Source organism: Phycisphaerae bacterium, from assembly GCA_019636475.1.
GTDB lineage: Bacteria > Planctomycetota > Phycisphaerae > UBA1845 > UTPLA1 > JADJRI01.
In genome coordinates, this window is sequence record JAHBXN010000012.1 from 15,240 (window position 1) to 41,213 (window position 25,974).

A 25,974-nucleotide genomic window follows, 5' to 3' on the forward strand; every position below is an offset into this window, starting at 1 on the left:
CTGCCGAGAATTGCAAGTCGCGAGAATGACCTGAGAAATTAACCGCACCGACCACCAGTCATTTCGGGCACAGAAATTGAACGCCAGTTGCTCAGGCGCGCAAGGAAATGGGTGCAGTCAGCGATATTGAATTCCCGGCAAATCGCGTGCCGTTGGATCCTTACGCGATTCGGAAACGGGCGAACTTTCAAAGAAACATAGACATGAGAATCAACCTCCGGACCTTTCCCGGAAGCCGCGAAACATCGGGCAATGAGAGATCTCGGGAATCACCGAAATCGCCTGCAAGATTCCTTCAATGAGTTGGGCCCCCGACATCACCGTGGATCAGTGCGCCGTCGCCTCAAACCTTGGAGACACTTCGATCACTCCACCCGATCGGACCGGACCAGTGACCATGAAACGGCACTCCCCAAGGACAACGCTTAGTGCGGACGGCGTGTTGTCTCGGCCTCTGACTCCAATTCGAACAATGTATTCTCCCGGAGGCACGTTCAACGCCAGATCGAATCGAAGTTGAGCGCAACCGACGCCCGCATCCTCACCGCCTCTCCCAAAGCCCCAGCGAGCAGGTTCGCAGTTCTCCTCGAACACCACGAATCCATCCCGCAGCCGCAGAAGCTGGAACACCGCCACCGAACCGGCCGTCGCAGCGACTTCATCGCACACCACGGCGATGCGCTCACAGGACACGAATGAAAGCGACGGCTCTCCACGCGAATTGAACATGGATATCGTCATTTCGCGCCGTGTGACGGAGTCTGAACCGTTACGGCCCGTCGACGCTGGAAAACACGCGCGGTGATAATGCGACACGGCCTCTGTCGCACCACCGGTAAAAGTGGTTCGCCCGCGATCGAGCACAACGGCACGATCGCAAAAACCAGTCACGGCATTCAGATCGTGCGAAACGAGTATGACGGCAACACCCTGCTGTCGGAACTGTCGCATCCGGTCCATGCACTTGGCACGGAACACCCGATCCCCGACCGACAGAACCTCGTCGACCAGGAGCACATCGGGCTCGACATGCGCCGCGACAGCGAAGCCCAGTCGTGCGTACATCCCGCTTGAATATCGCTTGAGCGGTGTATCCAGAAACGGCGCAATGCCGGCGAATTCGACGATGTCATTGAATATCCGCCGCGACTGAGAACGTCCGATGCCCAGCACCGATGCGTTCAAATGAATGTTCTCTCGACCGGTCAGATCAGGATGAAATCCGGCACCCACTTCGATGAGCGCGGAAATTCTACCTCGCACCACGATCCGTCCACGCGTCGGCGGCATGATTCCCGACAACAACTTCAGCGCGGTGCTTTTGCCAGCGCCGTTCGGCCCGATGATCGCGAGCGCTTCGCCCTGTGCAACTTGAAATGTCAGGTCCTCAAGCGCCCAGAACGCGCCAGCGTCCGCGACTTCGCCCGTCAGCCCCATCGCACGATTTGTCCGAATGAGTCCGCGCAGCGAACTTCGGCTCGTGCCGCGGCGAAAGCGCTTCGCGACATGCTCGACCTCAATAGCGCTGCCCGACTGCAAGCCCGTTCCTCCGATTCCGCCGCTAGATCATCTCCGCAAACTCGTGCTCACGCCGTCGAAACCACGCCCAACCCGCCAGCAGCACGCAGATCGATACCACCGCTGCCGATCCAAACGCCACATCCAACGGAGATCGACCGTGTATCAGGCAGTCACGGTAGCCTCGAATGATCGGCGTCATCGGGTTCATCTGAATCAGCATCCGCTTCCAGCCCGAAGCGGCTTCCAGTTGATAGATCACGCAGGTGATGAACATCCAGAGCTGAATGACAGAACGAAAAAGAAAGCCAACGTCCCGATAGAATAGATTCGCCATCGACAGAACAAGGCCCAGCCCCGTCATGAGGACAATCTGAACGCCGACCACAACCGGCAGATACATCACGGCGGCGCTCAACTCATACTGCCAGCCGTTCTCCTGAAAATGCTGAATAGCGACGTAGCACGCGAGCACACCCAGCCCCACCAGGAAGTCGACAAACGCGCTGATCACGGCCGAGATCGGAAAAACCTCGCGAGGGAAATATATCTTCGTCACCAGCGGTCGGTTCGCGACAAGCGAGCCAATCGAGTTCGAAAGCCCGTTCGCAAAAAACGTCCACGGAACAAGCCCGCAGAATGCAAACAGCCCGTAAGGCAATGACGCACTGCCCGTCAGCTTCGCCTTGTCAACCTGCACGACCTGGTTAAACACGAAACCGAAGATCACCATCATCGCGACGGCCGGAAGCACCGCCCACGCGGCCCCGAGCAGCGAATGTTTATAACGAACACGGATATCACGCCAAGCCAGCATCCACATCAGCTCGCGATAATGCCACAACAATGCAATCCGCGATCGCGGCGCGCCAATATGCAAATACCCAGTTCGCGAGATCGTTGTCATCGATTGGCTCAGTGAATCTCATCGCCCGGCCGAAGCGAAGCGTCGCGGCGCATTTGCCGTTTCCCCAACGTCGGGATCCTCGCTGCTCGCCTCCGTCTGATCAGCCAGCGCGATGTACCGGTCCGCCAATTGGGTGACCATCGACTGCATTGCAAAATCGCGAATCACCCGCTCACGGCTCGCTCGCGCCATCTCAATGCCAACAGCCGGCCGAGCGACCAGATGACTGACCGCCAGCGCCAACGACGCGGGATCCCCCGCCGGAACAAGCATCCCCGTGCGGCCGTCCTCAACAACCTCCGAATTGCCCCCCGCATTCGAAGCAGCCACAGCTAGCCCGCAAGACATCGCTTCAAGCAATGAATTGGAAAGCCCCTCGGATATCGATGGCTGCACAAACAAATCAGCCGCTTGGTACCAGGACACCGGATCGTCCGCCTCCCCGACAAATCGAATATCGATGTCCTCCAGCCGTTCGTTCGCCCATCGACTGAGGAGCCCGCCCATCCCATCCGCCCCCACAAATACGAAACAGGCTTGTTCCGCAACGGCGCCCATTCGTCCGATCGCTTCCAGAAGAATCGATTGTCCTTTGATCGGCTTCAGATTGCCGAGGCAGAGCACAACCGCTTTGTCCACCGGCAAACCCAGATCCCGACGCACCGCGATCCGATCAATCGCCGGTGCGAATCGCTCGGTATCCACGCCGTTTCGAACCACGCCGAACGCGTCCGCTGGCAGATTCAATTCGTTGGCGATCGCCCGGGCGGCGGTACATCCGACAGCCCATCGGTCGTCACAGCGCAGAAGCGCCTCGCGGTAAACCTTGCGGCGCACGCCCTGAAATTCCCCAATGCCGGTTTGAAATCCGTGAAAGCTACAGGCGATGCGGGCCTCGCCATACAGCTCGACCGCCATCAGTGAATCCAGCAGCAGCGACATCCCGCGAACATGAACGACGTCCACGGATTGCTCCGCGAGGATCCCCGCCAGCACGCGCGACCAATTGCGCGACTTGAGCGCCGCAGACTGGCGCACAATGGTCACGCATGGGTCGATTCGCTGGACAAGTGCCTCATTCTCGTCACTCCAGTCAAGCACCACCACCACATGCCGAAACCGGTCTTCCAGAAGGCCGTTCACCGCATGGATCAGTTGCAATTCCAGTCCGCCGCGGCCAAGCCGCCAGACCGGGTGGCAGACCGTGATCGGGCCCGAAGCCGGATTCGAGTCGATCAACGTGGATCGTGAATCTTGCGACAAACCGTTCTGCGCGACCAACGTCGCGGCGGGTGCTTTCGGCATGGAGACTCCCGGGCGCCGACACGTCAGCGAACGCATCAACGCATGATGACTCCTTTACCTATCGGCGAAGTGGGAACCATGCGGCGAGCGGAGCGGCCGGAGGGCCCGGCCTGCCTGAATTGCCGCCTATGCAAATACCGGCGCATGCGAAGCATCGCCGACGAGGTGCATCAGAAGCGCATTTGTTGCGCCTTCCTTGTCCAGACGCGTGCCAGCGACCACGACAATCAGATCCCCCGGTGATACATGACCGGCCGCGATCAGCTTCTCATCAAGTTCACTCAGCATCTGAAGAATTCTCACCGGTCGCGTCGCGCGTATCGGCGTCACCCCATAGTACATCGACATGCGCCGGCAAACGTGCAGATCCGGCGAAAGCCCGATCACCGGCGTGTTCAGCCGCGTCTTGCTCAACAGCCGGCCCGTGTTGCCCGTATCCGTCCAGACTGCCACAAGCTTGGCATCCAGTTCGCGGGACAGAAGACTCGCGCCATGCGCGACCGCCGTGGTGATCCGCCGAAGTGTGCGAGAGGCGTCCACCCGCGCGGATTCGTTCCGATCCCGAAGATAACGCTCCGTCTCGCGAGCAATGTCGCACATCACTCGCACCGCCTCGACCGGGTACTTGCCGACCGACGTCTCCGCACTAAGCATGATCGCGTCGCCGCCATCAAGGATCGCGTTGGCGACGTCGCTCACCTCCGCCCGGGTCGCCACGGCGTTCTCCACCATCGATTGCAGCATCTGGGTCGCGACGATCACCGGCTTGCCGGCGTTCTGGCACATCCGCACGATCTTCTTCTGCAACACCGGAACCTGCGCGAGTTCCGTCTCCACCCCGAGATCGCCGCGTGCCACCATCACGACATCCGCCGCCTCGATGATCTCCTCCAGATGGCCGATCGCCGCCATCGTCTCGATTTTTGCAACAACCCGGATTTCGCTGCCCGACAGCGGCAGGAGCCCGTGCAATTCCTGAAGGTCGGCAGCGCTTCGCACAAATGACAACGCGACATAATCCAGCTTATTCTCAAGAGCCCACGCAAGGTCCTGCCTGTCCTTGTCAGTCATCGCGGACATCTGAAGATCACTATCCGGCAGGTTCAACCCCTTGCGCGTCCGGATGACTCCACCCACTTCCACTCGACACGTCAGCAGGTCCGCGCCCGCCGACTCCACGCGAAGCCGCACCGACCCATCGTCGATCAATACGCGATGTCCTGCCTTTACTTCGCTGACCAGTTCAGAACGATTGGTCGAAATCCGCGTCGCATTACCCACGACATGTCCGTTGACGATCGCGATCTGATCCCCGCGATGAACCTCGAACCCATCGGCCTCAACAGCGTCGATACGAATCTTCGGACCGCAGAGATCACCCAGCACCGCAGCCATCGAGCCCGTCTGCTCGCAGGCCGTGCGAATGTTCGCCAGTGTTCGCGCATGCTGTTCGAGGTTGCCGTGCGAGAAATTGATCCGGAACACATCGACACCTGCATCAATCAGTTGTTTCAGAATCTCCACGGTGTCCGTGGCCGGTCCGAGCGTCGCGACAATCTTGGTCTGAATCATTTGCTGCATTTCTCTATCCGAGCCGAACCGACGCAATTCGCCGGACGCACGGCCGCGTTTGCCACGGGCTCGCCAATCGAATCGTCCATTCACACCGAAGCATTGGGCCGCTCACCGCCTCAGGAAGTGGTCCATGAGTTCATGACCAAGTGCCACATGAAAATCACTCTCCAAAGCCGCGCGTTCGCTAAATGCGCGCTTCAGAATGCCTGCCGGAACATCCGTTCCCGCCATGCAGAACGGCGGAGGAACATCCGTATGCGTTCGATGAGCCACCGGCGTCGGATGATCCGGCGCAATCAGGATGCGCCACCTTTCGAAACTCCGCAGCTTCTCCAGAACTGGGCCGACGATATGCTCGTCGATCCGCTCCAGCGCCTCCAGTTTTGCCGCCGCATCACCCATGTGACCCGCTTCGTCCGGAGCCTCGATGTGAACCGCGACCAGGTCGTACGCATCCAGGGCCTCCACCGCGTAGCGTCCCTTGGCGACATAATCCGTATCGATATAGCCTGTTGCCCCAGGCACGTCGATCACCGACCAACCGACAAGACGGCCCAGCCCGCGGATCAGGTCCACGGCCGCGATCACCGCGCCGCGAACCCCGAAACGCTGCTTGAAGCGCGGCAGAATCGGTACCATCCCCTGGCCCCACAGCCAGATGTCCGTTGCGGGCACCTCGCCAAGATCGGCGCGAACTTTGTTCACATCGTGTCCCGCCACGATGGGTCGGGCCCGATCCATGATCTCGCGAATCAGCCGCCCGCCCCGGCCGCTCGGCCAGTAGTCCGCGATTGGCTCATTCGGAATGTCATGCGGCGCCGCGCATTGTGCCGTCATTGCGGTCTCGTCCCGAATCACCATCAGATTGCGATACGACACCCCCGGATAAAACCTCACTCCCAGATCGTCCATCGCCGCATTCAACGATTCGATGATCTGAGCCGCCTCAGCTGAACGAATATGACCAGCCGTGAAATCGCTCATGTCTCCGTTCGTCACATTCACGAGATTGCAGCGGAAAATGATGTCATCCGGCTGAAGTGGCAGCTTCCTTGCGACCGCTTCAATCGGCGCTCGGCCTGAATAAAACTCACGAACGTCATATCCCAGAAGCGACATGGTCGCGACATCGCTGCCTGGTGCGAAAGACTCCGGAACGGTACGAACCGTTCCGATCCGGCCTTCCTCCACGATTGAGTCGATATTTGGAATGCGGGCGGCTTCCAGCGGAGTCTTCCCGCCGAACTGCTCAAGCGGTTCGTCGGCTGCTCCGTCAGGTAAGATGATGGCGTACTTCGTCTGCACGGCGGCGATCCCATCCTTGGCTTGGTCAACTTGACGTGAGTATATCCCCGAAGCGCCGATCGAACAGTACATCAATTGACTCGGAACAAACGCACGACTGATCGCGGGCGACAGCATGGCCCATCTTTCGTTATCATCTCCATCAATGCCTCCGGTCGAAGTCAATACACTCCACTTCGCTGCAAAGCGTTTCACCGATACGCCCTTCCCGCCATATCGGTTCATCCCGGGACGCCACCCACACCCGATCGCCCACCCGCAAGGACACAGCCATCGCCCGCCAGGGCAACCCGAACCGAGCGTCGAACCGGTTCCACCGGAGCGCTGGCCACAATCACAACCGTACCTGTTCGGCTGCGATCTCTACAACCACGGATTCTGGTGGGAGTCACACGAAGCATGGGAAGGTCTCTGGCGCGTCGTGCCCGCCGATAGCGCGCGGCGAAGGTATCTGCAGGGGATCATCCAGATCGCGGCGATACACCTGCAGCTCTTTCAAGGTCATGCCGAGGGAGTCGCGCGGCTGCGAATAACCAGCCGGGAACATCTCGCAGCCGCGGCGGCCGCGCAAGGCCAACAATTGCCTTTCATGGGAATTGATATACTCGAATTGCAACGGCGAATCGACGATTACTGCGAGCGAGTGCTGGATGCGAAGATGCCTCCGCCGTGGCACCTTCCGAGATTCTTCCCCTACATCATTCCGTCAGAACGGTTTCCTTGACCACTTCCTCGATCGTCGTGACGCCGTCGAATATCGCCAGAAGACCGCTCTCACGCAGCGTGCGCATGCCGTTCTTGCATGCGGCCTCCATGAGCACGTTGGTGGACGCCCCCTGCATGACCAGGTCTCGAAGGTGATCGTCGAAGACCATGATCTCGTAAATGCCGACCCGGCCGCGATAACCGGTGCCATTGCAATAGTCGCAGCCCTTGCCGAAGTAGAACTTTCGATCCGCCACATCCACCGGCTTGAGGTGCAGTTCCATAAGCTGCTCCTCAGTCGGAGTGTACTCCTGCTTGCACTGCTTGCAGATACGTCGCGCCAGTCGCTGCGCAACGATCGCCTCGAAAGTCGCCGTAATAAGGAAGGGCTCCACACCCAGGTCCAGCAATCGCGCGACCGCGGAGGGCGCGTCGTTCGTGTGAAGTGTTGTGAACACAAGGTGTCCGGTCAGGGCGGCCTGGATCGAAATCTGCGCCGTCTCCAGGTCGCGAACTTCACCGACAAGAATGATGTCCGGGTCCTGTCGAAGGAAGCTTCGCAGCGCACGGCCGAACGTCAGCCCCGTCTCATTGTTGACCTGAACCTGCACAATGCCGTCAATGTCGTATTCAACCGGGTCCTCGACCGTGAGAATCTTCGTATCAATCGAGTTCAGCGAGTTCAACGCGGCGTACAGCGTGGTCGTTTTGCCCGAGCCGGTCGGACCGGTGTTCACCACGATCCCGTGAGGTCGATCAATCACCGACCGAAACGTCTTCAGGTCGTCCTCGCGCAGACCCAGTTGATCCATGTCCAGCTTGACATTGCTGCGGTCCAGAATACGAAGCACCACGGATTCGCCGAACATCGTCGGAAGCACCGCGACGCGCAAGTCAACCGGATTGCCGGCGACCGTCAGGCTGATGCGGCCGTCCTGCGGCAGTCGCCGCTCGGCGATATCCAGATTCGCCATGACCTTGATGCGACTGGCGATGGCCATCGCCAAAAATCGCGGCGGAGGCATCATCTCGTAAAGCACGCCGTCGATTCGATAGCGCAGCTTGTATTCGTCTTCGAATGGTTCAAAGTGGATGTCGCTGGAGTGGTCGCGAATCGCCGCAAGCAGAACAAGCGTCAGCAACTGCTTCACGGGGTTCGAGTCGGCCAGTTCCTTGATTTCCTCAAGATCGAGCGATTCGCCCCGATTCTCGAATTTTGCAAGATCCGTGTCTTTCCCGATCTCATCCAGTAGCTCATTGATCGACTTGCCGGCGTCTTCAGGATAGTAGCGACTCAGCGCCGTCGAAATCGCATCCTCCGTCGCTATCAGCGGCCGGATGTTCATTGCCAGCAGCTTGCGAAGATCGTCCGTCGCCTGAAAGTTGTCCGGAGACGACATCGCGACGTCCAGCGTGTTTGTCGCGGCGTCAAAGCCCGTCGGAACGATCCGATACGTGTTCGCCATCTGGTTGGCGACCATCTTGATCACATCCGGCGAAATGTCGATCGTATCGAGACTGACAGGCTCCATCCCGATCTGAGCGGCCAGTGCCAACTCCAGATCAGCTTCCTTGATGTAACCCAGGTCAATCAGAATCTGACCCAGCGGACCGCGCTTCGACTTCTGAACCGCCAGTGCCTCGTGAACCTGCGTGCGGTTCACCTTGTTCATCTTGATCAGGATGCGGCCGAGCGGACGGCCTTTATAGCCGCCGCCGCCTCTGGATGGATTTGGTGCGATTGCTGACATCCCAATGAATCCCTTTGGCCGGCAAGTCGATACCAGGATCGACTTCGTTCGGCGGGCTTACTTCGCGCCACCTGCCTTCTCTTCGACAACTTCTTCCTTATCCACCGTGGAGGTGAGACCTTCGATCAACGCGTCACCAGCCTCATGCAGTTTGCCGGCACGCTCCAACTTCTCCTGTATTTCGCCGGGCTGCCGGGCTTTATCGAGCATCTCAGCCGCGTCGATCAGGTTCCGTTCGTAGAGAGACCACAGGTGATCGTCGAGTAGCTGCATGCCGTACTTCTTTCCGGTCTGAATCGCCGAGTCGATGCGAAACGTCTTGTTCTCGCGAATCAGGTTGGAAATCGCGGGCGTCACGACAAGAAACTCATACGCAGCGACCATGCCTGACGGCTTGCGCGGCATCAGCGCCTGCGAAAGAATGGCAATAAGCGATGTCGAAAGCTGCACGCGGATCTGGTCCTGTTGCTCATGTGGGAACGCATCGATGATTCGGTTGACAGTACCCTGGCAGCCCGTGGTGTGCAGCGTCGAGAACACGAGGTGGCCCGTTTCCGCCGCGAGGATCGCGTTCGAAATCGTCTCAAGGTCCCGCATTTCACCGACGAGGATCACGTCCGGGTCGGAGCGCAGCACGCGCCGAAGCGCCTCCGCGAAGCTCGGCACGTCATTGCCGACCTCGCGCTGATTGATGATGCTCTTCTTGTGCGAATGGTAGTATTCGATCGGGTCCTCAACCGTCACAATGTGCCGATCGAGTTCATTGTTGATGTAGTTCAGCATCGACGCCAGCGTCGTCGTCTTGCCAGAGCCGGTCGGCCCCGTCACGAGGAACAATCCGCGAGGACGCCGACACAACGCGCGGCAGATCGCCGGAAGACCAATCTCCTCGAACGATAGAAACCGGCTCGGAATCAGACGCAACACCATTGTGATATTGCCCTTCTGACGAAACACCGAAACGCGGAATCGACCCTGGTCACCGAAAGCGAATCCGAAGTCCGTGCCGCCTTCCTCCTGGAGTTCCTGCTGGTTGCGGTCCGGCGTGATCGATTTCATCAGGCCGACCGTGTCTTCCGGCTCCAGAACTTTCGTCTCAAGCTGGCGAAGCCGGCCGTGAAGGCGAAGCACCGGCGGGCGACCCACGGACAGGTGAATATCCGATGCGCCGCGTTTGATGCAGGTCTCAAGAATTCGATCAATATGAAGGGATGCCATGAGTACTCATTCCATCTACGGAATCATTCCAATCCCCGCAGATTGTTTGATGCCGTTCGCTACCGCCGATCATGCGACGCCGGCGCTCGACATTAATCAACTGCGATTTCCGCCTGAGCCAGGCGTGACAACTCTTCCAAGGTCGTCATGCCGCGAAGAATCTTCTTCTGGCCGTCCTGCAACAGAGAATTCATGCCCGTCGCACGCGCCGCGCGGCGCAAATCAGCCAGACCCGCACGATTGAACGCCAGTTCACGAAGCTCCGTGTTCATCTGAAGAAGCTCGAAGATACCCTGCCGGCCGCGATAGCCCGTGTTGTTGCATCGCGGACAACCCACGGCCTTGTAAATCGTCTTGCCTTCCAGCAACTCTCGTTGCATGCCGACGACCTTCATCATCTGTCGATCCGGATTCTCATCCGGCGCCTTGCATTCGCGGCACAGCGTCCGAACCAGACGCTGGGCCATGATCGCCTGGATGCTGCTCGCCACGAGAAAGGGCTTGATCCCCATGTCAATCAGACGAGTCAGCGCGCTGGGCGCGTCGTTCGTGTGAAGCGTCGAGAACACAAGGTGTCCGGTCAGCGCCGCCTGAATCGCGATTTCACCCACTTCAAGGTCGCGAATTTCACCAACAAGAATGATGTTCGGCGCCTGCCGCAGCATCGACCGCAGGATCACCGAAAAACTCATCCCGATGTCATCTTTCACTTGGCACTGATTCATCCCCGGAAAAACGTACTCCACGGGATCCTCAGCCGTGATGATCTTCTTGTCGGGACGGTTCAACTCCTGAAGCGCGGCGTAGAGCGTCGTCGTCTTGCCGCTACCCGTCGGTCCCGTGACCAGAAAGATGCCGTTCGGACGCTGAATGATCTTCACGAACCGCTCATAGTCCTCCGGCTCGAAGCCAAGCTGCTGAATGCCGACCGATGCCGAATCCGGCCGCAGAATACGAAGAACCACTGATTCGCCGTGCACCCCCGGACAAACCGCCACGCGAAAGTCGATGTCCTTTCCGCTGATCCGCATCTTGATGCGGCCGTCCTGCGGCACGCGCTTCTCAGCGATATCCACGCCGGCGATGATCTTCATGCGGGTCAGAACCGCATTCTGAAGGCGCTTCGGTACGCTCTCGCGCTCGATGCACACACCGTCAATGCGGTACCGGACGCGAACCCGGTCGTTGAACGGCTCCACATGAATATCGCTCGCACGCGTTCGAACCGCCTCCGCGATCATCATATTGATGAGCTTGATGATCGGCGCGTCGGTCTCGTCGCCGGTGTCCTTCTTCGCATCCTTCGCATCCTGGTCCAGCGAGGCGTCGACCGATGCGTCAAGACTTCGCGAAAGTTCGTCAAGCGAAGCCTCGGGACCTTTCAAATTCTTCTCAATGTAGTTGCGAATCCGCGATCGCGGAGCCAGAACCGGTTCGATGTCCGTCACACCCAATCGAAACCGGAGCATGTCAATCGTATCCAGATCGAGCGGATCGGGAATCGCCACCCGCAATCGACCGTTGACGCTGCTCATCGGGAGTATGTCGTTCGCCTTGATAATTTTCTCGGGAATCAGGCTCAGCGCTTCGGGACTGACCGACGAGCGCGTAATTTCCACATACTCCATGCCGTGCTGAAGTGCCAGTGCCCTCGTGACGTCCTCTTCCGAAACCAACTGCAGTTCCACCAACGCCTCGCCAATGCGCTTCCCGCTGTTCAGCCCGAACTCGGCCGCACGATCCGCGTCCTCGCGAGAGACCAGGTTCTGTTCCTGCAGAATGATTCCGAGCGTTTGTCGTTTGCGAGCCATGTGGGTTGTCCGTGCCGTACAACAAGCGGCGGGTGCGGTGCAGCGTTCGCAAAGCCCCGACGGATAACCGACATCAAATCCGATGTCGCGACACCCGCCTACTTCGGCGCTGCGATTACATGCGACCAGCGTACCGATGCGCGGTAATACCCGGACTGCTCACGCTGAGCTTCGCGCCGACAGTCCAGACCGTGGGATGAAGTCTTTCCCCCTGCCAATCATAGCCGCAACTGCATCGTAATCAAAGCCCGCCGGCTCAGGGCGTTATCGGGTCGTAATCGCAATTCTGGCCCCTGCGGCCGATTCCCGGCTCCCACGCGATTTGCTCGTTCATCAACGGCTCGTCGCGCCGCGATGGCCGCCCAACAAAAGCCCACGAACCACCACCGAATCAACCGTGCCCGGGACGAACCAACACCTTGGCCAGACGTAATCACTCTTGCCGTGGCGCGGCACAATCCAGAATCCCGTTGCACCAGGAAATCACAACTCCGCAATCGCCGTAACGAATTGCACTTTTAGAATCCTTCGCTTTTGACAATAATCACGAGGCTCGGTGCGACTGTCTCGCCGAAGCTCCGCATCTTCGCCCGAACGCCACATGTTCGAACGCCGACTCAGAATCGTGCTGCTCATCCCATGCGTCTACGCAATCGTGCTTGTCGTGCGCCTTTTCAATCTGCAGATCGTCCAGGGAGACGCCTACCAGCAGCAGGCCGACGACGCCCTGGTCTCGCCCAAAAAGTTTCTACCGCCGCTCCGCGGGCGAATTCTCGATCGTTTCGGACGTCCACTCGTCTCCGACGCGCCGGCCAATGACGTCGCCGTCCACTATGGCGTCCTGAGCCTCAACGAGTCCTATCTCCAGCAGGCCGCTTCGAACCTTCGCCGCAACGACGCGGCATGGAAACGAGCCACCCTCGCCGAAGCCGAGGAAGAAATCCGCGAACGGATCGGCAGAATGTGGGTCACGCTCGAAAAAGCCTCAGGCACGCCGCTGCGCCGCATGAAGAAACGCCGCGATGCCATCTGCGACCGCATTGAATCGCTGCGGCGGCACATCTGGAACGCACGCCGGGCCCAGGGCTCCGACGATCCGCTGCACAAAACGCGCCTCCGTGAAGAATCCCAGTATCATTCAATTCTCCGAGACATCCCGCCCGAAGTGCGAACCCAGCTCGAAGTGGAACTGGCTGGCATGCCCTTTGTTCGAATCGAACCCTCCGTCCGGCGTATCTGGAATCTCGATGCCCAGCCCCTTTCTCACGCCCTCGGCACGCTCGGTCAGGTCAGCGCGGACCGAATGGCGCGAGACCCGCTCACCGACGACTGGCTCGGATGCTATCGCCCCGGCGATGAAGCCGGTGCGTCGGGAATCGAGTACCTCTGCGAGGACATGCTCCGCGGAAAACGCGGCTACGAAGAAAAATACCTCGACGGCCGAATCAAGTCCTCACAGCCGCCCAAAGACGGCCTCGACATACAGCTCACCGTCGACCTGAAGCTGCAAAGCCGGATTCACCAGATTCTCGATGAGGCCATCTCCGCCGATCCGTACGTCACCGGTGCGGCCTGCGTCGTCATCGATGTCAACACGCGGGAGATTCTCGCACTTGCCAGCGCACCCACGTTCTCAGCGGAGGGAGTCCGCAAGCACTACGACCAGCTTCGCGACGACGCCCGGTATCGCCCGCTCCTGTTCCGGGCCGTCGCTGAAGAATACCAGCCCGGCTCGATCATCAAACCGGTCCTGCTCCTCGGCGCATTCAAAAACAAAGTCATCGACCCGCGGCAGACAGTCCATTGCGACGGAAGTTACGTCCCCGGATCCAGCAATTGGCACTGCTGGACGCACTGGAAGCATCTCCCCGGACACGGCAACCTCAACGCCGAAGAAGCAATCCAGCACAGTTGCAACATCTTCTTCTACACGCTCGGAGATCGGCTCGGAGCCGCTCGCGTCTCCCAGTTCTACCGCGATTTCATTCTCGGCCCCGCAGACCTCGACACCAACCAGGCCGCCAATTCCCGCAGATCCATCACCGGACTGCTCGAGGAAAGAAGCGGCATCATCCCAACACTTGATTACCTTCGATCACGCCAGAAACGCGACTTCCGACCGGCAGACGGCCGTAACTACGCCATCGGACAAGGCGAATTGCAACTCACACCCCTACAAGCCGCAAACATGTACGCAACCCTCGCCAGCGGACAATACCGAGATCCAACGCTCGTCGCCAACGACGGAACCTATCGCCCTCCCACCCCGATCGACGGCCTCACGCCACAGGCATGGCGCACGGTGCGCAACGGCCTGTTCCGCTGCGTCAACGACCCCGGCGGCACGGCGTACAAACATGCCCGGCTGGACGAACTGGAAATTTGCGGAAAAACAGGTAGCGCCCAATGCGTCGCACGCGCGATCGAAACCAGATACTCCTTCAACGTCGACGGCAGAATTCAGTCCGCCGTCGCGCCGACCATCGAAAAAGCCCGCGAAATGCTCGATCTCAGCCGAAAAACTCCTTGCGTGAAACGCGAAGTGCTCAAGCGATGGCCTCCGAATCGCGAAGGAAAGGACGAACCGCAAACTCACGCATGGTTTGCCGGCTTCGCGCCATATGACAAGCCGGAAATTGCCCTGGCCGTCATCCTCGAACACGGCGGCGGCGGCGGCCAGGCCGCCGGTCCCATCGGCAAGGAAATCTTCAGGCTGCTGATCGACTTTGGCTATCTCCGGCCGGGACGCACGCTCGCAAGTACGGACATCCGACCATGATTGAATCGACACCACGAATCATGCCGCCTCTCGGATGGATCGTGACGCTCGCCGCTGTCGCGCTCACCGGAGTCGGTCTGCTCGGAATGTACGCCAGCGAAGCCGGCACCGGCGAATTGCCGGCCCAGACTCTTCGACAGCTCATGTTCCTCGGCATCGGGCTCGCCGCGTTCACGTTCGTTCAGATGATCGGCTACCGCGAAGTCGGAAGATGGGCCTACTTCATGTTCGGTGTGACGCTCATACTCCTGACCCTGCTGCTCATCGCCAGAAAGGTCAATCTCGCTCCGTTCATCGTGCCGAAACGCAACACCTACCGTTGGATTCTCATCGGTCCCATCAACATCCAGGTCTCCGAATACGCCAAGTTCGTCTACATCGTCGCCCTCTCATACTACCTGCGATACCGTACAAATTACCGCACGTTTGGCGGGCTGCTGATGCCCTTCATCCTCACCCTCGTTCCGATGGCGCTCATTCTCAAAGAGCCGGACCTAGGTACCTGCCTGCTGCTCCTGCCCACTTTGTTCGTCATGCTGTTCGTCGCGGGCGCCAGAAAACGCCACCTCATAATCATTATTCTCCTGGCGGCTATCGCCGCGCCGGCCTTTTACTTCTCGCCCCTCATGAACCCCTACCAGCGCGATCGAATCACCGCCCTCTTCCATCAAAACGACGACGACAAATCCTGGCGGCTCAATCAGGGCTATCAGCTCAACCAGTCAAAGATCGCACTCGGAAGCGGCGGCGCTTTCGGACAGGGCTTTCAGGAGGGTGCGTTCTTCCGTCACGACCTCCTGCCCGAAGAACACAACGACTTCATCTTCGCTGTGCTCGGACATCAATGGGGATTCTTCGGCGGAATGATCATTCTCGCGCTCTACCTCGTCATCGTCGCGGCAGGACTCACCATTGCATCTGCCACCAACGATCCGCTCGGTCGCCTCACTGCCGTCGGCGTCTGCGCCATGATCTGCGCCCAGACCATCATCAACACCGGGATGACTGTCGGACTCATGCCCGTCACCGGCATGGGGCTACCCTTCGCCAGCATGGGCGGAAGCGGACTCATCGCAAACTATCTCATGCTGGGAATCCTCGTCAGCACAGCCCGCCCGCGGCCGCTCGACATGGCGCCAAAACCGTTCGAATACGACTTCGAGGACTAAGCGGACCATGCCCACTGAACTCGAATCCAAAATCAAAGTCGATTCACATCAGCCCGTCCGAGATCGACTTCGCGACGCCGGCGCCAGCTACATCGGAAAAGTGCTTGAGACCAACCGTATTCTCGACCGACCCGACGCCCACCTCCTCCGCACCGGCTGCGGATTGCGAATCCGGCAGATCAGCATTCTCGACGGTGTCGGTCCGCGCGATTCGATCACCTTCAAAGGTGTCAAAATCCCCGGAAAGTTCAAACAGCGAGAAGAGCACGAAACCAGTATTGACGATGCAAACGCCCTCGCAGCCATACTGGCCGCCCTCGGCTACACCGACAAAATCGTCTTCGAGAAGCGGCGTGAAAGCTGGCGCCTGGACCCCTGCACCATCGAATTGGATGAGATTCCCCAATTCGGCTTGTTCGTAGAGGTCGAAGGCCCGTCCGAACCCGCTGTCGAATCGACATTGGCGCGACTCGGCCTCTCCGATCAGCAGTCCATCACCGAAAGCTATGTCGCCCTGCTCATGGCAGGCCGCGAACCCCTCACCCCTCGGACCGTCGAGTTTCGCTTCAAATAGCGATTTTTTTTCGGACGCAAACCGAGGAGGCCCCGCGTTAAACCGCCACGCTGGCACCGGTGCGTTTGACGATCGGCAGGACCGCTTCTACATTGGACTATTCGCCAGTTGGTTAGCAGGAGGTTTAGGTCTGATGAATCTAGTCACCGGCGCGACGGGACTCTTGGGCAGCCACATCGTCGAACAGCTTCGCAAGCGCGGTCGCCCTGTGCGATGCCTTGTCCGATTCGGCGCGGACCTGACCTGGCTGAAAACCCAGGGTGTCGAACTCGTCGAAGGAGACCTGACCAACAAGGCCTCCATCGAAAGAGCCTGCGACGGAGCCCAGTGCATCTACCATGCCGCCGCACGTGTCGGCGACTGGGGGCCATGGGAAGACTTCCAACGAATCACCATCGACGGCACCAATAACCTCTTCGACGCGGCCGAAAAGGCCGGCGTCCCCCGATTCATTCACGTCAGCTCAATCAGCGTCTACGGCCACCGCAACGAGAAGGGACTCGTCATCGACGAGAAGGAGCCGCTCGGCGTAAACGTCCACAAGTGGTCCTACTACACCCGCGCGAAGGTCGCGGCGGAGCAGGAGCTATGGCGCCGGCACAACGCTGGCAGCAAAGTGAAATACTCCGTCATCCGCCCGAGTTGGCTTTACGGCCCGCGAGATCGCGCCACCATCGCCCGCTTGTCGCGCATGATCCGCCGAGGCAAGGCCAAGCTGCTCGGCACCGGGGACAACCGGCTCAACGTGGTCTATGCCGGCAACGTCGCCGAAGGATGTATTCTCGCGGCGGACAATCCCAACGCCGTCGGCGAGGCCTACAACTGCAGCAACGATGGCGAACTGACCCAGCGACAGTACTTCGACATGCTGGCGGACGCCCTGGCAGCGCCGCGCGTGACGAAGGCCGTCCCCTATCGAATTGCGTACAACGCAGCCTTCGTCCTCGAATGTCTCGGCCACGCCCTCAAGTGGAAGAAGCCGCCGATGATCACTCGATACGCCGTCTGGCTCATGGGACGCGACACCTACTTCTCAGCCGACAAAGCCCGGCGCGAACTGGGATGGAAGCCCTCCGTCACCTACGAAGAGGGAATTCCCGCGACCATTCGCTGGTTCGAGGGCGCCGAAAAAAAAGCGCCTGAGCGTCGCGCTGCGGTGGCCTGACGACCGAGCCCCAAGTCAGTCGTTCGCACGCGACTTCACTGGATAGGCGGCTCTGCCGCGACAAACAAACTGCGACCATCATCGGCCATCTCGCATTCAGGGACAGCCCAATCGCTACATCTGCCTGCAATCCCATGCTCGGGGTCATCGGCGTCATTCGACGCGAAGACCGCCTGCTCCTCATTCAACGATCGGAATTCGTGAGAGTGCCGCTGGCTTGGTGCTTTCCTGGCGGGGAAATCGAGCCTGGTGAATCCCAGGCCGACGCACTCATCCGCGAAATGCGCGAAGAACTCGACGCTGAAATCCTCCCCGGCCGCTTGCTCATGACCCAGACCAAGCACGAAGGCCGGCTGATTCTCTACTGCTGGTCGGCGCAGTTGCTCTCGGACAGCATTCGGCCCAACCCACGGGAAGTCGCGCAATTCGATTGGCTCACGCCGGTTCAAATACGGGACAAAGACGGAATCCTTCCTGGAACCGCCGAAATTCTGGCGCATCTAGACGCCTGAGCCTACGGCGCGGAACCAACGCCCTGCTCCCGCTGATTCACCAGATCTTCCGTCGCAAGCCCTGCCGCCATCGGAGCGGACACGGCCTCCGCCGCAAGTTCCGTCGTTTCCAGCTTCGTCAGGTCATGACCGGACTGCTGCGATTTCGCCAGCGAGCGGAACGTCAACAGTCCCATCAAGCCGAGCGCGGACGAAATAAGAAACACCAGCGGCCCGTATCGCGAATACAGAAATGTCCCGATGAATGGTGCGCTCAATCCACGAATGCCCGTCAGAAACACGTGAGCGCCCATGTAGATCTCGGCCTTCTCCGGCTCAGCAAAGTGAAGGTGCCCCAGATTCCAGCCGATCGCCCCGCCTCCGCGGCCGACCCCCTCGAAAAACCGCGACAACGCCACCAGCGTCAGCGCCGTCGCGAACAGCATGACCGTGTCCATCGCGCCCGGCGCAAGCATGACCACCGAAGCCAGGCCTCCAAAAACCGACGCCAGCATCCACGTCAGCGCATTGAGCACACGAAACCGCACCACGCCGTGACGGTCGAACAATCCCGCCCACGACATCATCGATATCATCATCATGAACTGCGGAAGCGTCTCAAGCAGGATCGAACTGAACTTGTAGTTCAGCGGCAGCTCGCGCGTCACAATGATCGCCATGACCGGAAAAATCATGATGTTTCCCATGCCCAGAAACATCATGCCGATACAGTAACGCCGAAATGCCCGATCGTCCCTCAGAACCTCGTACACCTCCCGGGCCGGCCGCAAAACACCGCGATGACCAACGCGGCCCTCCGCCGAAGCGCGCACCCGCGCCAACGATGCCCGCTCGCCTCGAACCTTCAACGACCGCAGCTGGAACAGGCCGAACAGACCGATCAGCGCGACGGCCGGATACACATAGTGATAGAGTCTTGGATTGAAATCGAACAGCGACGCGACCAGCGTCACCACGCCGATACCCAGTGAATATCGAACGATTTGCAAACGAGCGGCGATCCGCCCGCGCATGCTGACGGGATAATTATGCTTCCAGAATCCCGAGCGAACCGTCACGCACCCCGCCAGAAGTGTTCGCGCCAATGCAACTTGCCCGGCGAAGATCCATCCGCCCCATTCGGAATAGGGCGTCAGGCCGATCGATGCAATCAGCAGCACCGTGCCCAGCCCGAAAGTAAGGAACAACGGCAGCTTCGGTCGAGATGCCGCAATGCTCCCCCAGAACAAGCCCGCGAGATTCGCAACTGTCGGAATCGCCATCACGATCGTGATGAGCCACGGACCGGCATGAAACGTCTTTGCGACGACGATCGACGAACCCGCTCCCTCGTACATGCCGATGAAGACGCCCCACCAGAGGAGGTGCTTCATCTCGATGACATAATTGCGGCGCGCCATCAACGGCACGCTGCGGGCAAGGAAGAGGTCCAAGGAAGGCTTCTCTCAAGTCCAATTCGTCAGCATTCGACAGAGCGAATTATAGCCACGGCCATCGCAGCATGACACTCGATGCCGTGAACAATACAAGTTCGATTTTCCCGTTTGAACACGGGATGAACCCGGCTTCCGCCGATAAAATTTTGCAGATGGGGGCAGGAATTTCCGCGCACTCAGGTCGTTTCGCCGACCGGGCACAAACGAGATATCCCCCCCCCTTTGCCGAATCCCCCTCACATCGGCCGCAAACCGGAATCAGCCATCTAGGTTTTGATTCCATCCAGCAGCAGCATCACGATTGGGCCGAAAATCACCACCGGAATCCACGGCAGGAGTGCCGGCGACACACCAAAGGCGCTGCCGTCGATGCTGTTGCACATGAAAGTCATCACGTAGCACAGCGAACACGCCAGCATGCACTTTCCGCTCAGCACATAAATCGAAGGCCGCTCCCGATTCAGAAAAAACGGAATGCCAAGACAGAGCAGGCCCATGTTCATCAGGATCGTCGTCAGTCGCGTGTGCTTCACCCGGATGAACTCGCTGTTGCCCGAAGATGCATAGTACTTCTGCAACCGATCCAGATTCGCCAGGCTGAGGAAGTTGGTCCACTGGGCCGATTGCTGGATTGCCAGCTCCCGAGGCGTCACCCGGGACACATACTCCGTCACCGGAGTCCGTCCCAGAAGGCTCTCGTCAACGCCTGTATCGGAGGCGTCTCCCAGCGCCAGTTCGGTGCCGTTCCGCAGATGCCAGACCTGCCGCTCCTCGTCCCACTGGGCCTGATCGGCGCGTATCGCACCGATCATGCGATTATCCGCGTCTCTCTTCAAAATCACCACGTTTCGCATCTCGCGCGCCCGCGGATTGAACGCCATCGCCGATATCAGCGCATTACCGTACTGCGCGTCGGGCACGAACCAGATCGCGAATGATGCCTTCCCCTCCGTGTCACCATGCTTGCGCGCCAGCTTCTCCGCGATCGATGGAATGACGAACTCCTGATCGACAAACCACAGCACATTCAGGCTCAGTCCCGCGACCAGAATGGGCGCCGCGACACGGTAAAGCGAAGTACCCGACGCAAGAATCGCCGTCAGCTCATTCGTCCGATGAAATCGGCCCAGCGTGAAACAGCCGGCCGCCAGCGTGATCACGCCCGCAAGCTGCGCGAAATACAGAAATAGATTGTGCCCGTAGAAGTCGAGCACCTTGGCGATCTTCTGAAACATCGAATCGGACTGAATCTTCGTGAACTCATCCAGATTCACAAACAGATCGAGAATGATATACAGTCCGATCAGCACTCCCATCGCGATGAGATAGTTGGTCAGAAAGGCCCGCAGAATGTATCGATCCAGCGTCTTGATCATGGAACGGATGTCATCGTTTTAGAAACTTCAATCCAATGAAAACGACCGACGCGTACATAAATGCCGTCGCACCCCACATCGTCGTAATACTCGCTGTAATGAAATCCGGCTTGTCCGAAAGGTTCCGCCCGACAATGCTCGCGACAATCACCACCACCATCGGAACACAACTGATCCCGAAGGCCGTCAGCACCTGCCCCCCACGAACGATGATGCCGAGCATCGCGCCGATCAGTATGATCGCAACCGCATCCGCCGCATAAGACCAGCGAAACTCAATCTCACCACGCAGTTCCGACACAAACCGCTGAACCCGCGCCACCACGCTCTTGCGCATTCGCTCCTGCTTCGCGAACAGCGGAATCGGAGCTTGCTTGTCGTACAACGACCTGAAGTCGAAGTTCTCGTACCGCCGATTCATCTCCGGCTGCCCGGCGAAGTTCACACGAGGAAGCGTCTCTTTCGGCTTCCGCACCACCGTCTCGCCCGGCCCGGCCGGTTCGCGCGTCAGAACGACATCCCCGACCAGTTCAATGCCGATCGTCTGCTGACCCGTCGTGATACTTGATCGGAGCTCGATCGACGCATCGTTCGCACGATAGACGTCCGCCGGCTTGGACGGGTCCGCATAAGTCACTCGAGCCGTCACGCCATTCAGGCGTAATCGCCCGTCCTCGCGATCGGTGGAATACCGCTCCGCCGACAAATCGATCGAAAACTTTCGATCCAGAAATCGAACCGAACCCTCCTTGCCGATCGATTCCTCCGCAACCTGATTCAGAAAATACACCATCATCTCGCGGCGAAGACCGTGCGTAAGATCCTTGATTTCAGGAATTTCCCCCGGATCCGCCAGCCACGATTTCAGCGTCGCCAGATTCTCAAACTTGATTTTCCGCCCCATCGCCAGCGGAATTTCCATCGGCCCGATGCGCTGGCTCTTGAGCGTATAGGACTGCGTGCGAGTCGTGTCGAACACCCGCACTCCTTCCATCAGTATCGTCACCTGCGGAGAACGATTCGTCGCATCAAAATCGATGATCGCCTCGTCAGCTGTGCCGAATCGTGTGTAGTTCAATGCCTCCAGCTCGGTGAATGCCACGCCGATCAGCCGAAGAAACGTATGGTTCCGCCGAAATTCCTCGGGCAGTTGCTCAGACGAAACTCTCTCACAGCGGCCCGCCGTAATTCGATACCGGTCCCCGTAGGTTAGCGGCTTGTTCTTCTGAAATTGCCCGAGAACAATCGCCGGCAAGTCGCGCCGGGTCACCTCCGAAATGCGGGCCGTCAACATCGGAATAATGTTGTTCCACGAAAAGTAGGTGACCAGCGTAATGACAAAGCCCAGCAGCATTGGAGCAAGCAGCAGGCGATGGATGTTGATGCCCGCCGCCTGGCACGCGAGCACTTCGTTATCCGTCGCGGCCCGGCCGTAGGTGATCGTCGCACTGAACAATGCGGCGACCGGCAGAATCAGCGTAATGGCAACCGGCGTCAGATAGAGAAAGATGCTGAACATCTGCTCGGCGCCGATACCTTCCGAGCGAAATATATTCGCCACGCCTCCGCCCATGACGATCAGGAGCGTCAGCGAGGCCGCGGTCATGAGAAAGGTTCTCAATAGCTCGCGTGCGAAATAGAGATGCAGCGTCGTCATGCGTTCGGCGGTGCGACTTCCCGGCCGGCCCTTTCATCGCGACACATCGGCCGGAACCGTCTCATCGAGAAAACTCTAAGTGAAATCCCAGCCAAACGGAAGCCGCGACAAACCGGAAGGGCAAAACCTGCCGGACGCCCTCGATTATCCCGTTCCAATTCCTCATCCTTTGCGTTTTCTCAGTCGCTTGACGGCGACCTCCGCTTCCTTCCGAATTTCGCTATCCGTTTCCCGAGACAAAACCCGCTCCAGGCGTTCGACATCCACCGCACCGCCGATCGCCGACAACGCCCGAACCGCCTCCAGTCGAACCGCGCGGGAGTCGTCCTCCAGCATCAGCACGCCAAGACGTTCCGAGATTTTCTCAACCGAGTAATGCTCCCTCGGCACGCAGGCCGCCACCGCTTCGCACGCCCGTGCCCGGACGTTGGCCTTTCGGTCGTCCAGTACCAAAAGCAGTAGTTCGACGCTGGTTTCCGGATCACGACGCGCCGCCATCCCCGCGAGCGCCATCGCCCGAACCGCCGCCGACTCATCCCGCGCGTACTTCTGAACCATGTAAAAATCATCACCCTCCGCACTGAATGCCAGCGCAAAGACTGCCGGCGCACGCTGCTTGTCATCGCCGCTTTTCGCCAGCGTCCGAATCTTCGACCCATATTCCTTCGTCAGCGCCGCGAGCAGCCGCCGCGTCTGATCAAGCACGTCGACGTCGCGCTTCGACCGTGCAGCTTCATACTTGATCAGCGCTTCGCCCAGCGTTCGCGCCAGTTCCGAGGATTTCATCAGGGCCGGCGCCCGTTCACGCGGCGAAATCCGACGCTCCAATTCTTCCAGAGCCGGCATCCACACGCTCTTCGGCCACTTCTGGCGATACTCCGTGCATAGCGCGAACGCTTCCTTCCGATCGCCCTTGCGAAGCGATGTCTCAGCCTTGTCAAAGACGATCAACTGATCAATCAACACGTCGCGCTGATCGGCCGTCAACGTCTGCACGCGCGTTGCGTCGGCCGCGAGTTCCATCACATACGTTTCGACGCCCTCGGGACGGCGCCGCTCGTACTCCGCCCGCGCCTCCAGCTTCAGAAGCGTGCGGTCCATTCGTGCCCAGTGGATGATCGCCTGCCCTTTCGTGAACCGGCATTCGCTCTCAAGCGAGCCCTTGAAATTTCCCGTCACGTACATCGTCATGACGGCAGCCGTTTCATCCTTACCCTTGAGCAGCTCGATGAACTCCATCGTCTGCTTGCCCTCGAAATCCGCGTCGCGAACGTCGCGCTCCCATTTCCCGCCCGCCGTCAGCGCGTGCTTCGGCCAGTATGCAAAATCAAGCATGACCCTCAGCACGGCGGTATCAAGCGCGCCGCCCTTGGGGACAAGCACCTCCGATTCGTAAGCGCTGCGCTCCAGGCTGTACAGCCGGATATCCCCGCGCGAAAGACCGAAGTACGCCGGCCTGGGAGTTGGTGTCACCATTGCGGCACCATCAAACAGACTCACGACCCTTGCAGGCCCGTCCACGATCTGGTGCACAACACGCACATGACCCGGACTGGTCTCGTTCGCATTCAACTGCGTCCAGTCGAGAGACTGACGATAGATCAGCTCCTCCGTCTTGCGGTCCTTCCTGATCTTGCGATGAACCGTGCGAACGACGCGATGCTGCGTGAAATGCCCCGGCAGCAGATTGTTCTTCAACGTGACGCGATCAGCAGCCGCCGCATGAACCAAATCGGCCGCACCGAACGAGGCGATCACCAGCGCGAGAATGACAACCAGAGATCGTCGCTCCATGCGTTCAACTCCCATTCGATCGGCTCCTCGCCTTCGCGCCGGCACGGTCGCCCGGTCTTCGCACCGCATTATAAGGCACCCGCCGTCTCGAATCTCAGACCGGTCCCACGCCTCCCGGCAGCCGGGATTCGGCAGTGGCCCGCTCGAGCCCCATTGTCGATCTGTCGATTCACTCCGAGAATAGGCCCGCACTGATTGACAAGGAGTTCCGACAGTATGAACCGTATCCCGCACACGCATCGACACGCTCCTTTTCTCGCCCTCGTGTCACTGGGCCTCACTGCCAACCTTCTCGGTTGTTCCGGCGGCGACAAAGGAAAAATCTGGGTCTATCACTATCCCGACTTCTACACCCCCGATCTCAAGCACGTTGCCGTGTTGCCTTTCGCGAATCGCAGCCCGGATTTCGCGGCGGGCGACCGAATCAGCGGCCGGATCTCCGCCATACTTACCAACAACGGCACCTACGAGGTCTATACGCGCCAGAACCTCACCGACATCCTCGCCGAGAAAGACATGGCGGATGCAGGCATCATCGAGGGCGAACAGGCCATGGAGATCGGCCGCCTCAAGTCCGTACAGGCTCTCATCTGTGGCGTCTGCGACCGATTCGAAGCCGTCTCCCAGCAGGAAGTTCGTTATCAGCAGCAGCCGCAGTTCGGCTATGACGCCTATGGCAATGTCATCATCACAGGCTTTGTAAATGTCCCCTATCAATGGACGCGCCACGACGCGTTCGTCGAGTGCCGCGTCGTCATCATCGACACCCACACCGGCCGCCAGATCGGCGCGGTGACCGACCCGTCCGCGATCTACTCCGAAGGCAGCCCGCCGAAGTATCAGGCAACCGATGTTTTGCGAATGGCCGAAGAGGATCAGATCGCAAAAATCGTCCGCGGCATCGCTGTCACGAGGACGCAGATCAAATTGAAAGGCAAGGTCCTTCGCACCGCTTCCGGATTGTACGACAATCAATGGGACTGGCAGGACACCTTCGCGGCCGATGCCAACGCAATGACAGTGGTGGTCTCGCTCCCGCCCGAAGCCGATCGCAACAGCTTCACCATCCGGATCGTGAAAAAGGACGCACGAGAAGTGCTCGCGGAACATTCATTCGAATGGAACAAGCAGAACGCGGGACAGGGCTTTCCATTTGATATCGCTCCGCTGCTCGCAAAGGCCGGACCGGGCCAGTTCGAGGCAAAGCTCTACTCCGGTCCGGAACCCATCGCCTGGTATACCTTCAACCTGACCGAACGACGTGCCCGGTGACGCGACTTCGCCGCTCCCGTCTGACACGGTGGATCGGATATTCATGCAAACTCAACGCATCACTCATTTCGGAATAACACGTCCGCATATGACTGAAATCCAGCATTCGCTCGACACGGAAACAACCCGCGCGCCGGACGCTGCC

General features: G+C 59.3%; 19 protein-coding genes. 7 read left to right on the forward strand and 12 right to left on the reverse strand.

Annotated features, from left to right (window positions below):
* Window positions 1-327 precede the first annotated feature (327 nt).
* The 5 genes from KF841_15610 to KF841_15630 all read right to left on the reverse strand — a co-directional run bounded on the left by KF841_15610 (window position 328) and on the right by KF841_15630 (window position 6,682).
* Entirely contained in the window at window positions 328-1,437 is a 1,110-nt protein-coding gene (locus KF841_15610; GenBank protein MBX3396783.1) for an ATP-binding cassette domain-containing protein, read from the reverse strand.
* A 124-nt stretch (window positions 1,438-1,561) separates the two neighbouring features.
* Window positions 1,562-2,425, reverse strand: a complete 864-nt coding sequence (locus KF841_15615) for an ABC transporter permease (GenBank protein MBX3396784.1) — start codon at window positions 2,423-2,425, stop codon at window positions 1,562-1,564.
* 18 nt (window positions 2,426-2,443) lie between these two features.
* Window positions 2,444-3,730 carry a glycosyltransferase family 4 protein gene (locus tag KF841_15620; GenBank protein ID MBX3396785.1) on the reverse strand — a complete coding sequence of 429 codons (1,287 nt, stop codon included), beginning with the start codon at window positions 3,728-3,730 and terminating at the stop codon, window positions 2,444-2,446.
* Between the two features lie 126 nt (window positions 3,731-3,856).
* Entirely contained in the window at window positions 3,857-5,311 is a 1,455-nt protein-coding gene (gene pyk / locus KF841_15625; protein ID MBX3396786.1) for a pyruvate kinase, read from the reverse strand.
* A gap of 102 nt (window positions 5,312-5,413) precedes the next feature.
* Window positions 5,414-6,682, reverse strand: coding sequence for a cofactor-independent phosphoglycerate mutase (locus KF841_15630; protein MBX3396787.1), 1,269 nt, complete (start codon window positions 6,680-6,682; stop codon window positions 5,414-5,416).
* 73 nt (window positions 6,683-6,755) lie between these two features.
* Here KF841_15630 and KF841_15635 point away from each other — a divergent pair, with 73 nt between their 5' ends.
* On the forward strand, window positions 6,756-7,334 hold the full coding sequence (locus KF841_15635; GenBank protein ID MBX3396788.1) for a DUF309 domain-containing protein: 579 nt from the start codon (window positions 6,756-6,758) through the stop codon (window positions 7,332-7,334).
* On the opposite strand, the gene tadA (KF841_15640) is transcribed toward KF841_15635, so the two are convergent.
* From tadA (KF841_15640) to tadA (KF841_15650), 3 genes are all read right to left on the reverse strand, one after another.
* Entirely contained in the window at window positions 7,309-9,066 is a 1,758-nt protein-coding gene (tadA, locus tag KF841_15640; GenBank protein MBX3396789.1) for a Flp pilus assembly complex ATPase component TadA, read from the reverse strand. The genes KF841_15635 and tadA (KF841_15640) overlap by 26 nt on opposite strands.
* Window positions 9,067-9,123: 57 nt before the next feature.
* Window positions 9,124-10,284 carry a type IV pilus twitching motility protein PilT gene (locus KF841_15645; protein MBX3396790.1) on the reverse strand — a complete coding sequence of 387 codons (1,161 nt, stop codon included), beginning with the start codon at window positions 10,282-10,284 and terminating at the stop codon, window positions 9,124-9,126.
* Window positions 10,285-10,376: 92 nt separating this feature from the next.
* A complete protein-coding gene (gene tadA, locus KF841_15650; protein ID MBX3396791.1) occupies window positions 10,377-12,095 on the reverse strand; it encodes a Flp pilus assembly complex ATPase component TadA in 1,719 nt (572 codons plus the stop codon).
* A gap of 601 nt (window positions 12,096-12,696) precedes the next feature.
* On the opposite strand from tadA (KF841_15650), the gene KF841_15655 reads away from it, so the two are divergent.
* From KF841_15655 to KF841_15675, 5 genes are all read left to right on the forward strand, one after another.
* Window positions 12,697-14,874 (forward strand): hypothetical protein, encoded by a 2,178-nt coding sequence (locus KF841_15655; protein ID MBX3396792.1) that lies wholly within the window; start codon window positions 12,697-12,699, stop codon window positions 14,872-14,874.
* The gene (locus KF841_15660) at window positions 14,871-16,043 is read left to right on the forward strand and encodes a rod shape-determining protein RodA (GenBank protein ID MBX3396793.1); all 1,173 of its coding nucleotides are present in this window, start codon (window positions 14,871-14,873) and stop codon (window positions 16,041-16,043) included. The genes KF841_15655 and KF841_15660 overlap by 4 nt, the downstream gene beginning before the upstream one ends.
* A 7-nt stretch (window positions 16,044-16,050) precedes the next feature.
* On the forward strand, window positions 16,051-16,617 hold the full coding sequence (gene cyaB, locus KF841_15665) for a class IV adenylate cyclase (GenBank protein MBX3396794.1): 567 nt from the start codon (window positions 16,051-16,053) through the stop codon (window positions 16,615-16,617).
* Window positions 16,618-16,750: 133 nt separating this feature from the next.
* Entirely contained in the window at window positions 16,751-17,782 is a 1,032-nt protein-coding gene (locus KF841_15670; GenBank protein ID MBX3396795.1) for an NAD-dependent epimerase/dehydratase family protein, read from the forward strand.
* Window positions 17,783-17,916: 134 nt separating this feature from the next.
* The gene (locus tag KF841_15675) at window positions 17,917-18,294 is read left to right on the forward strand and encodes an NUDIX domain-containing protein (GenBank protein MBX3396796.1); all 378 of its coding nucleotides are present in this window, start codon (window positions 17,917-17,919) and stop codon (window positions 18,292-18,294) included.
* Between the two features lie 2 nt (window positions 18,295-18,296).
* Here KF841_15675 and KF841_15680 read toward each other — a convergent pair whose 3' ends face one another.
* The 4 genes from KF841_15680 to KF841_15695 all read right to left on the reverse strand — a co-directional run bounded on the left by KF841_15680 (window position 18,297) and on the right by KF841_15695 (window position 24,572).
* On the reverse strand, window positions 18,297-19,727 hold the full coding sequence (locus KF841_15680) for a hypothetical protein (GenBank protein ID MBX3396797.1): 1,431 nt from the start codon (window positions 19,725-19,727) through the stop codon (window positions 18,297-18,299).
* Between the two features lie 269 nt (window positions 19,728-19,996).
* Window positions 19,997-21,106 carry an LptF/LptG family permease gene (locus KF841_15685; protein ID MBX3396798.1) on the reverse strand — a complete coding sequence of 370 codons (1,110 nt, stop codon included), beginning with the start codon at window positions 21,104-21,106 and terminating at the stop codon, window positions 19,997-19,999.
* A 10-nt stretch (window positions 21,107-21,116) separates the two neighbouring features.
* Window positions 21,117-22,763 carry an LptF/LptG family permease gene (locus KF841_15690; protein ID MBX3396799.1) on the reverse strand — a complete coding sequence of 549 codons (1,647 nt, stop codon included), beginning with the start codon at window positions 22,761-22,763 and terminating at the stop codon, window positions 21,117-21,119.
* A gap of 162 nt (window positions 22,764-22,925) precedes the next feature.
* Window positions 22,926-24,572: a HEAT repeat domain-containing protein gene (locus KF841_15695; protein ID MBX3396800.1), complete on the reverse strand. Its 1,647-nt coding sequence runs from the start codon at window positions 24,570-24,572 to the stop codon at window positions 22,926-22,928.
* Between the two features lie 201 nt (window positions 24,573-24,773).
* Here KF841_15695 and KF841_15700 point away from each other — a divergent pair, with 201 nt between their 5' ends.
* The gene (locus tag KF841_15700) at window positions 24,774-25,829 is read left to right on the forward strand and encodes a hypothetical protein (protein MBX3396801.1); all 1,056 of its coding nucleotides are present in this window, start codon (window positions 24,774-24,776) and stop codon (window positions 25,827-25,829) included.
* Window positions 25,830-25,974: the final 145 nt, after the last annotated feature.

What these genes read in the sequence shown, in the direction of transcription:
- KF841_15690 (MBX3396799.1), bottom strand. Translation starts at nt 22,763, where the DNA reads ATGACGACGCTGCATCTCTATTTCGCACGCGAGCTATTGAGAACCTTT.
- KF841_15660 (MBX3396793.1), top strand. Translation starts at nt 14,871, where the DNA reads ATGATTGAATCGACACCACGAATCATGCCGCCTCTCGGATGGATCGTG.
- tadA (MBX3396791.1), bottom strand. Translation starts at nt 12,095, where the DNA reads ATGGCTCGCAAACGACAAACGCTCGGAATCATTCTGCAGGAACAGAAC.
- KF841_15700 (MBX3396801.1), top strand. Translation starts at nt 24,774, where the DNA reads ATGAACCGTATCCCGCACACGCATCGACACGCTCCTTTTCTCGCCCTC.
- KF841_15655 (MBX3396792.1), top strand. Translation starts at nt 12,697, where the DNA reads ATGTTCGAACGCCGACTCAGAATCGTGCTGCTCATCCCATGCGTCTAC.
- KF841_15610 (MBX3396783.1), bottom strand. Translation starts at nt 1,437, where the DNA reads ATGGGGCTGACGGGCGAAGTCGCGGACGCTGGCGCGTTCTGGGCGCTT.
- KF841_15630 (MBX3396787.1), bottom strand. Translation starts at nt 6,682, where the DNA reads ATGTACTGTTCGATCGGCGCTTCGGGGATATACTCACGTCAAGTTGAC.
- cyaB (MBX3396794.1), top strand. Translation starts at nt 16,051, where the DNA reads ATGCCCACTGAACTCGAATCCAAAATCAAAGTCGATTCACATCAGCCC.
- KF841_15670 (MBX3396795.1), top strand. Translation starts at nt 16,751, where the DNA reads ATGAATCTAGTCACCGGCGCGACGGGACTCTTGGGCAGCCACATCGTC.
- KF841_15635 (MBX3396788.1), top strand. Translation starts at nt 6,756, where the DNA reads ATGCCTCCGGTCGAAGTCAATACACTCCACTTCGCTGCAAAGCGTTTC.
- KF841_15685 (MBX3396798.1), bottom strand. Translation starts at nt 21,106, where the DNA reads ATGATCAAGACGCTGGATCGATACATTCTGCGGGCCTTTCTGACCAAC.
- KF841_15695 (MBX3396800.1), bottom strand. Translation starts at nt 24,572, where the DNA reads ATGGGAGTTGAACGCATGGAGCGACGATCTCTGGTTGTCATTCTCGCG.
- KF841_15620 (MBX3396785.1), bottom strand. Translation starts at nt 3,730, where the DNA reads ATGCCGAAAGCACCCGCCGCGACGTTGGTCGCGCAGAACGGTTTGTCG.
- tadA (MBX3396789.1), bottom strand. Translation starts at nt 9,066, where the DNA reads ATGTCAGCAATCGCACCAAATCCATCCAGAGGCGGCGGCGGCTATAAA.
- KF841_15645 (MBX3396790.1), bottom strand. Translation starts at nt 10,284, where the DNA reads ATGGCATCCCTTCATATTGATCGAATTCTTGAGACCTGCATCAAACGC.
- KF841_15675 (MBX3396796.1), top strand. Translation starts at nt 17,917, where the DNA reads ATGCTCGGGGTCATCGGCGTCATTCGACGCGAAGACCGCCTGCTCCTC.
- pyk (MBX3396786.1), bottom strand. Translation starts at nt 5,311, where the DNA reads ATGCAGCAAATGATTCAGACCAAGATTGTCGCGACGCTCGGACCGGCC.
- KF841_15615 (MBX3396784.1), bottom strand. Translation starts at nt 2,425, where the DNA reads ATGACAACGATCTCGCGAACTGGGTATTTGCATATTGGCGCGCCGCGA.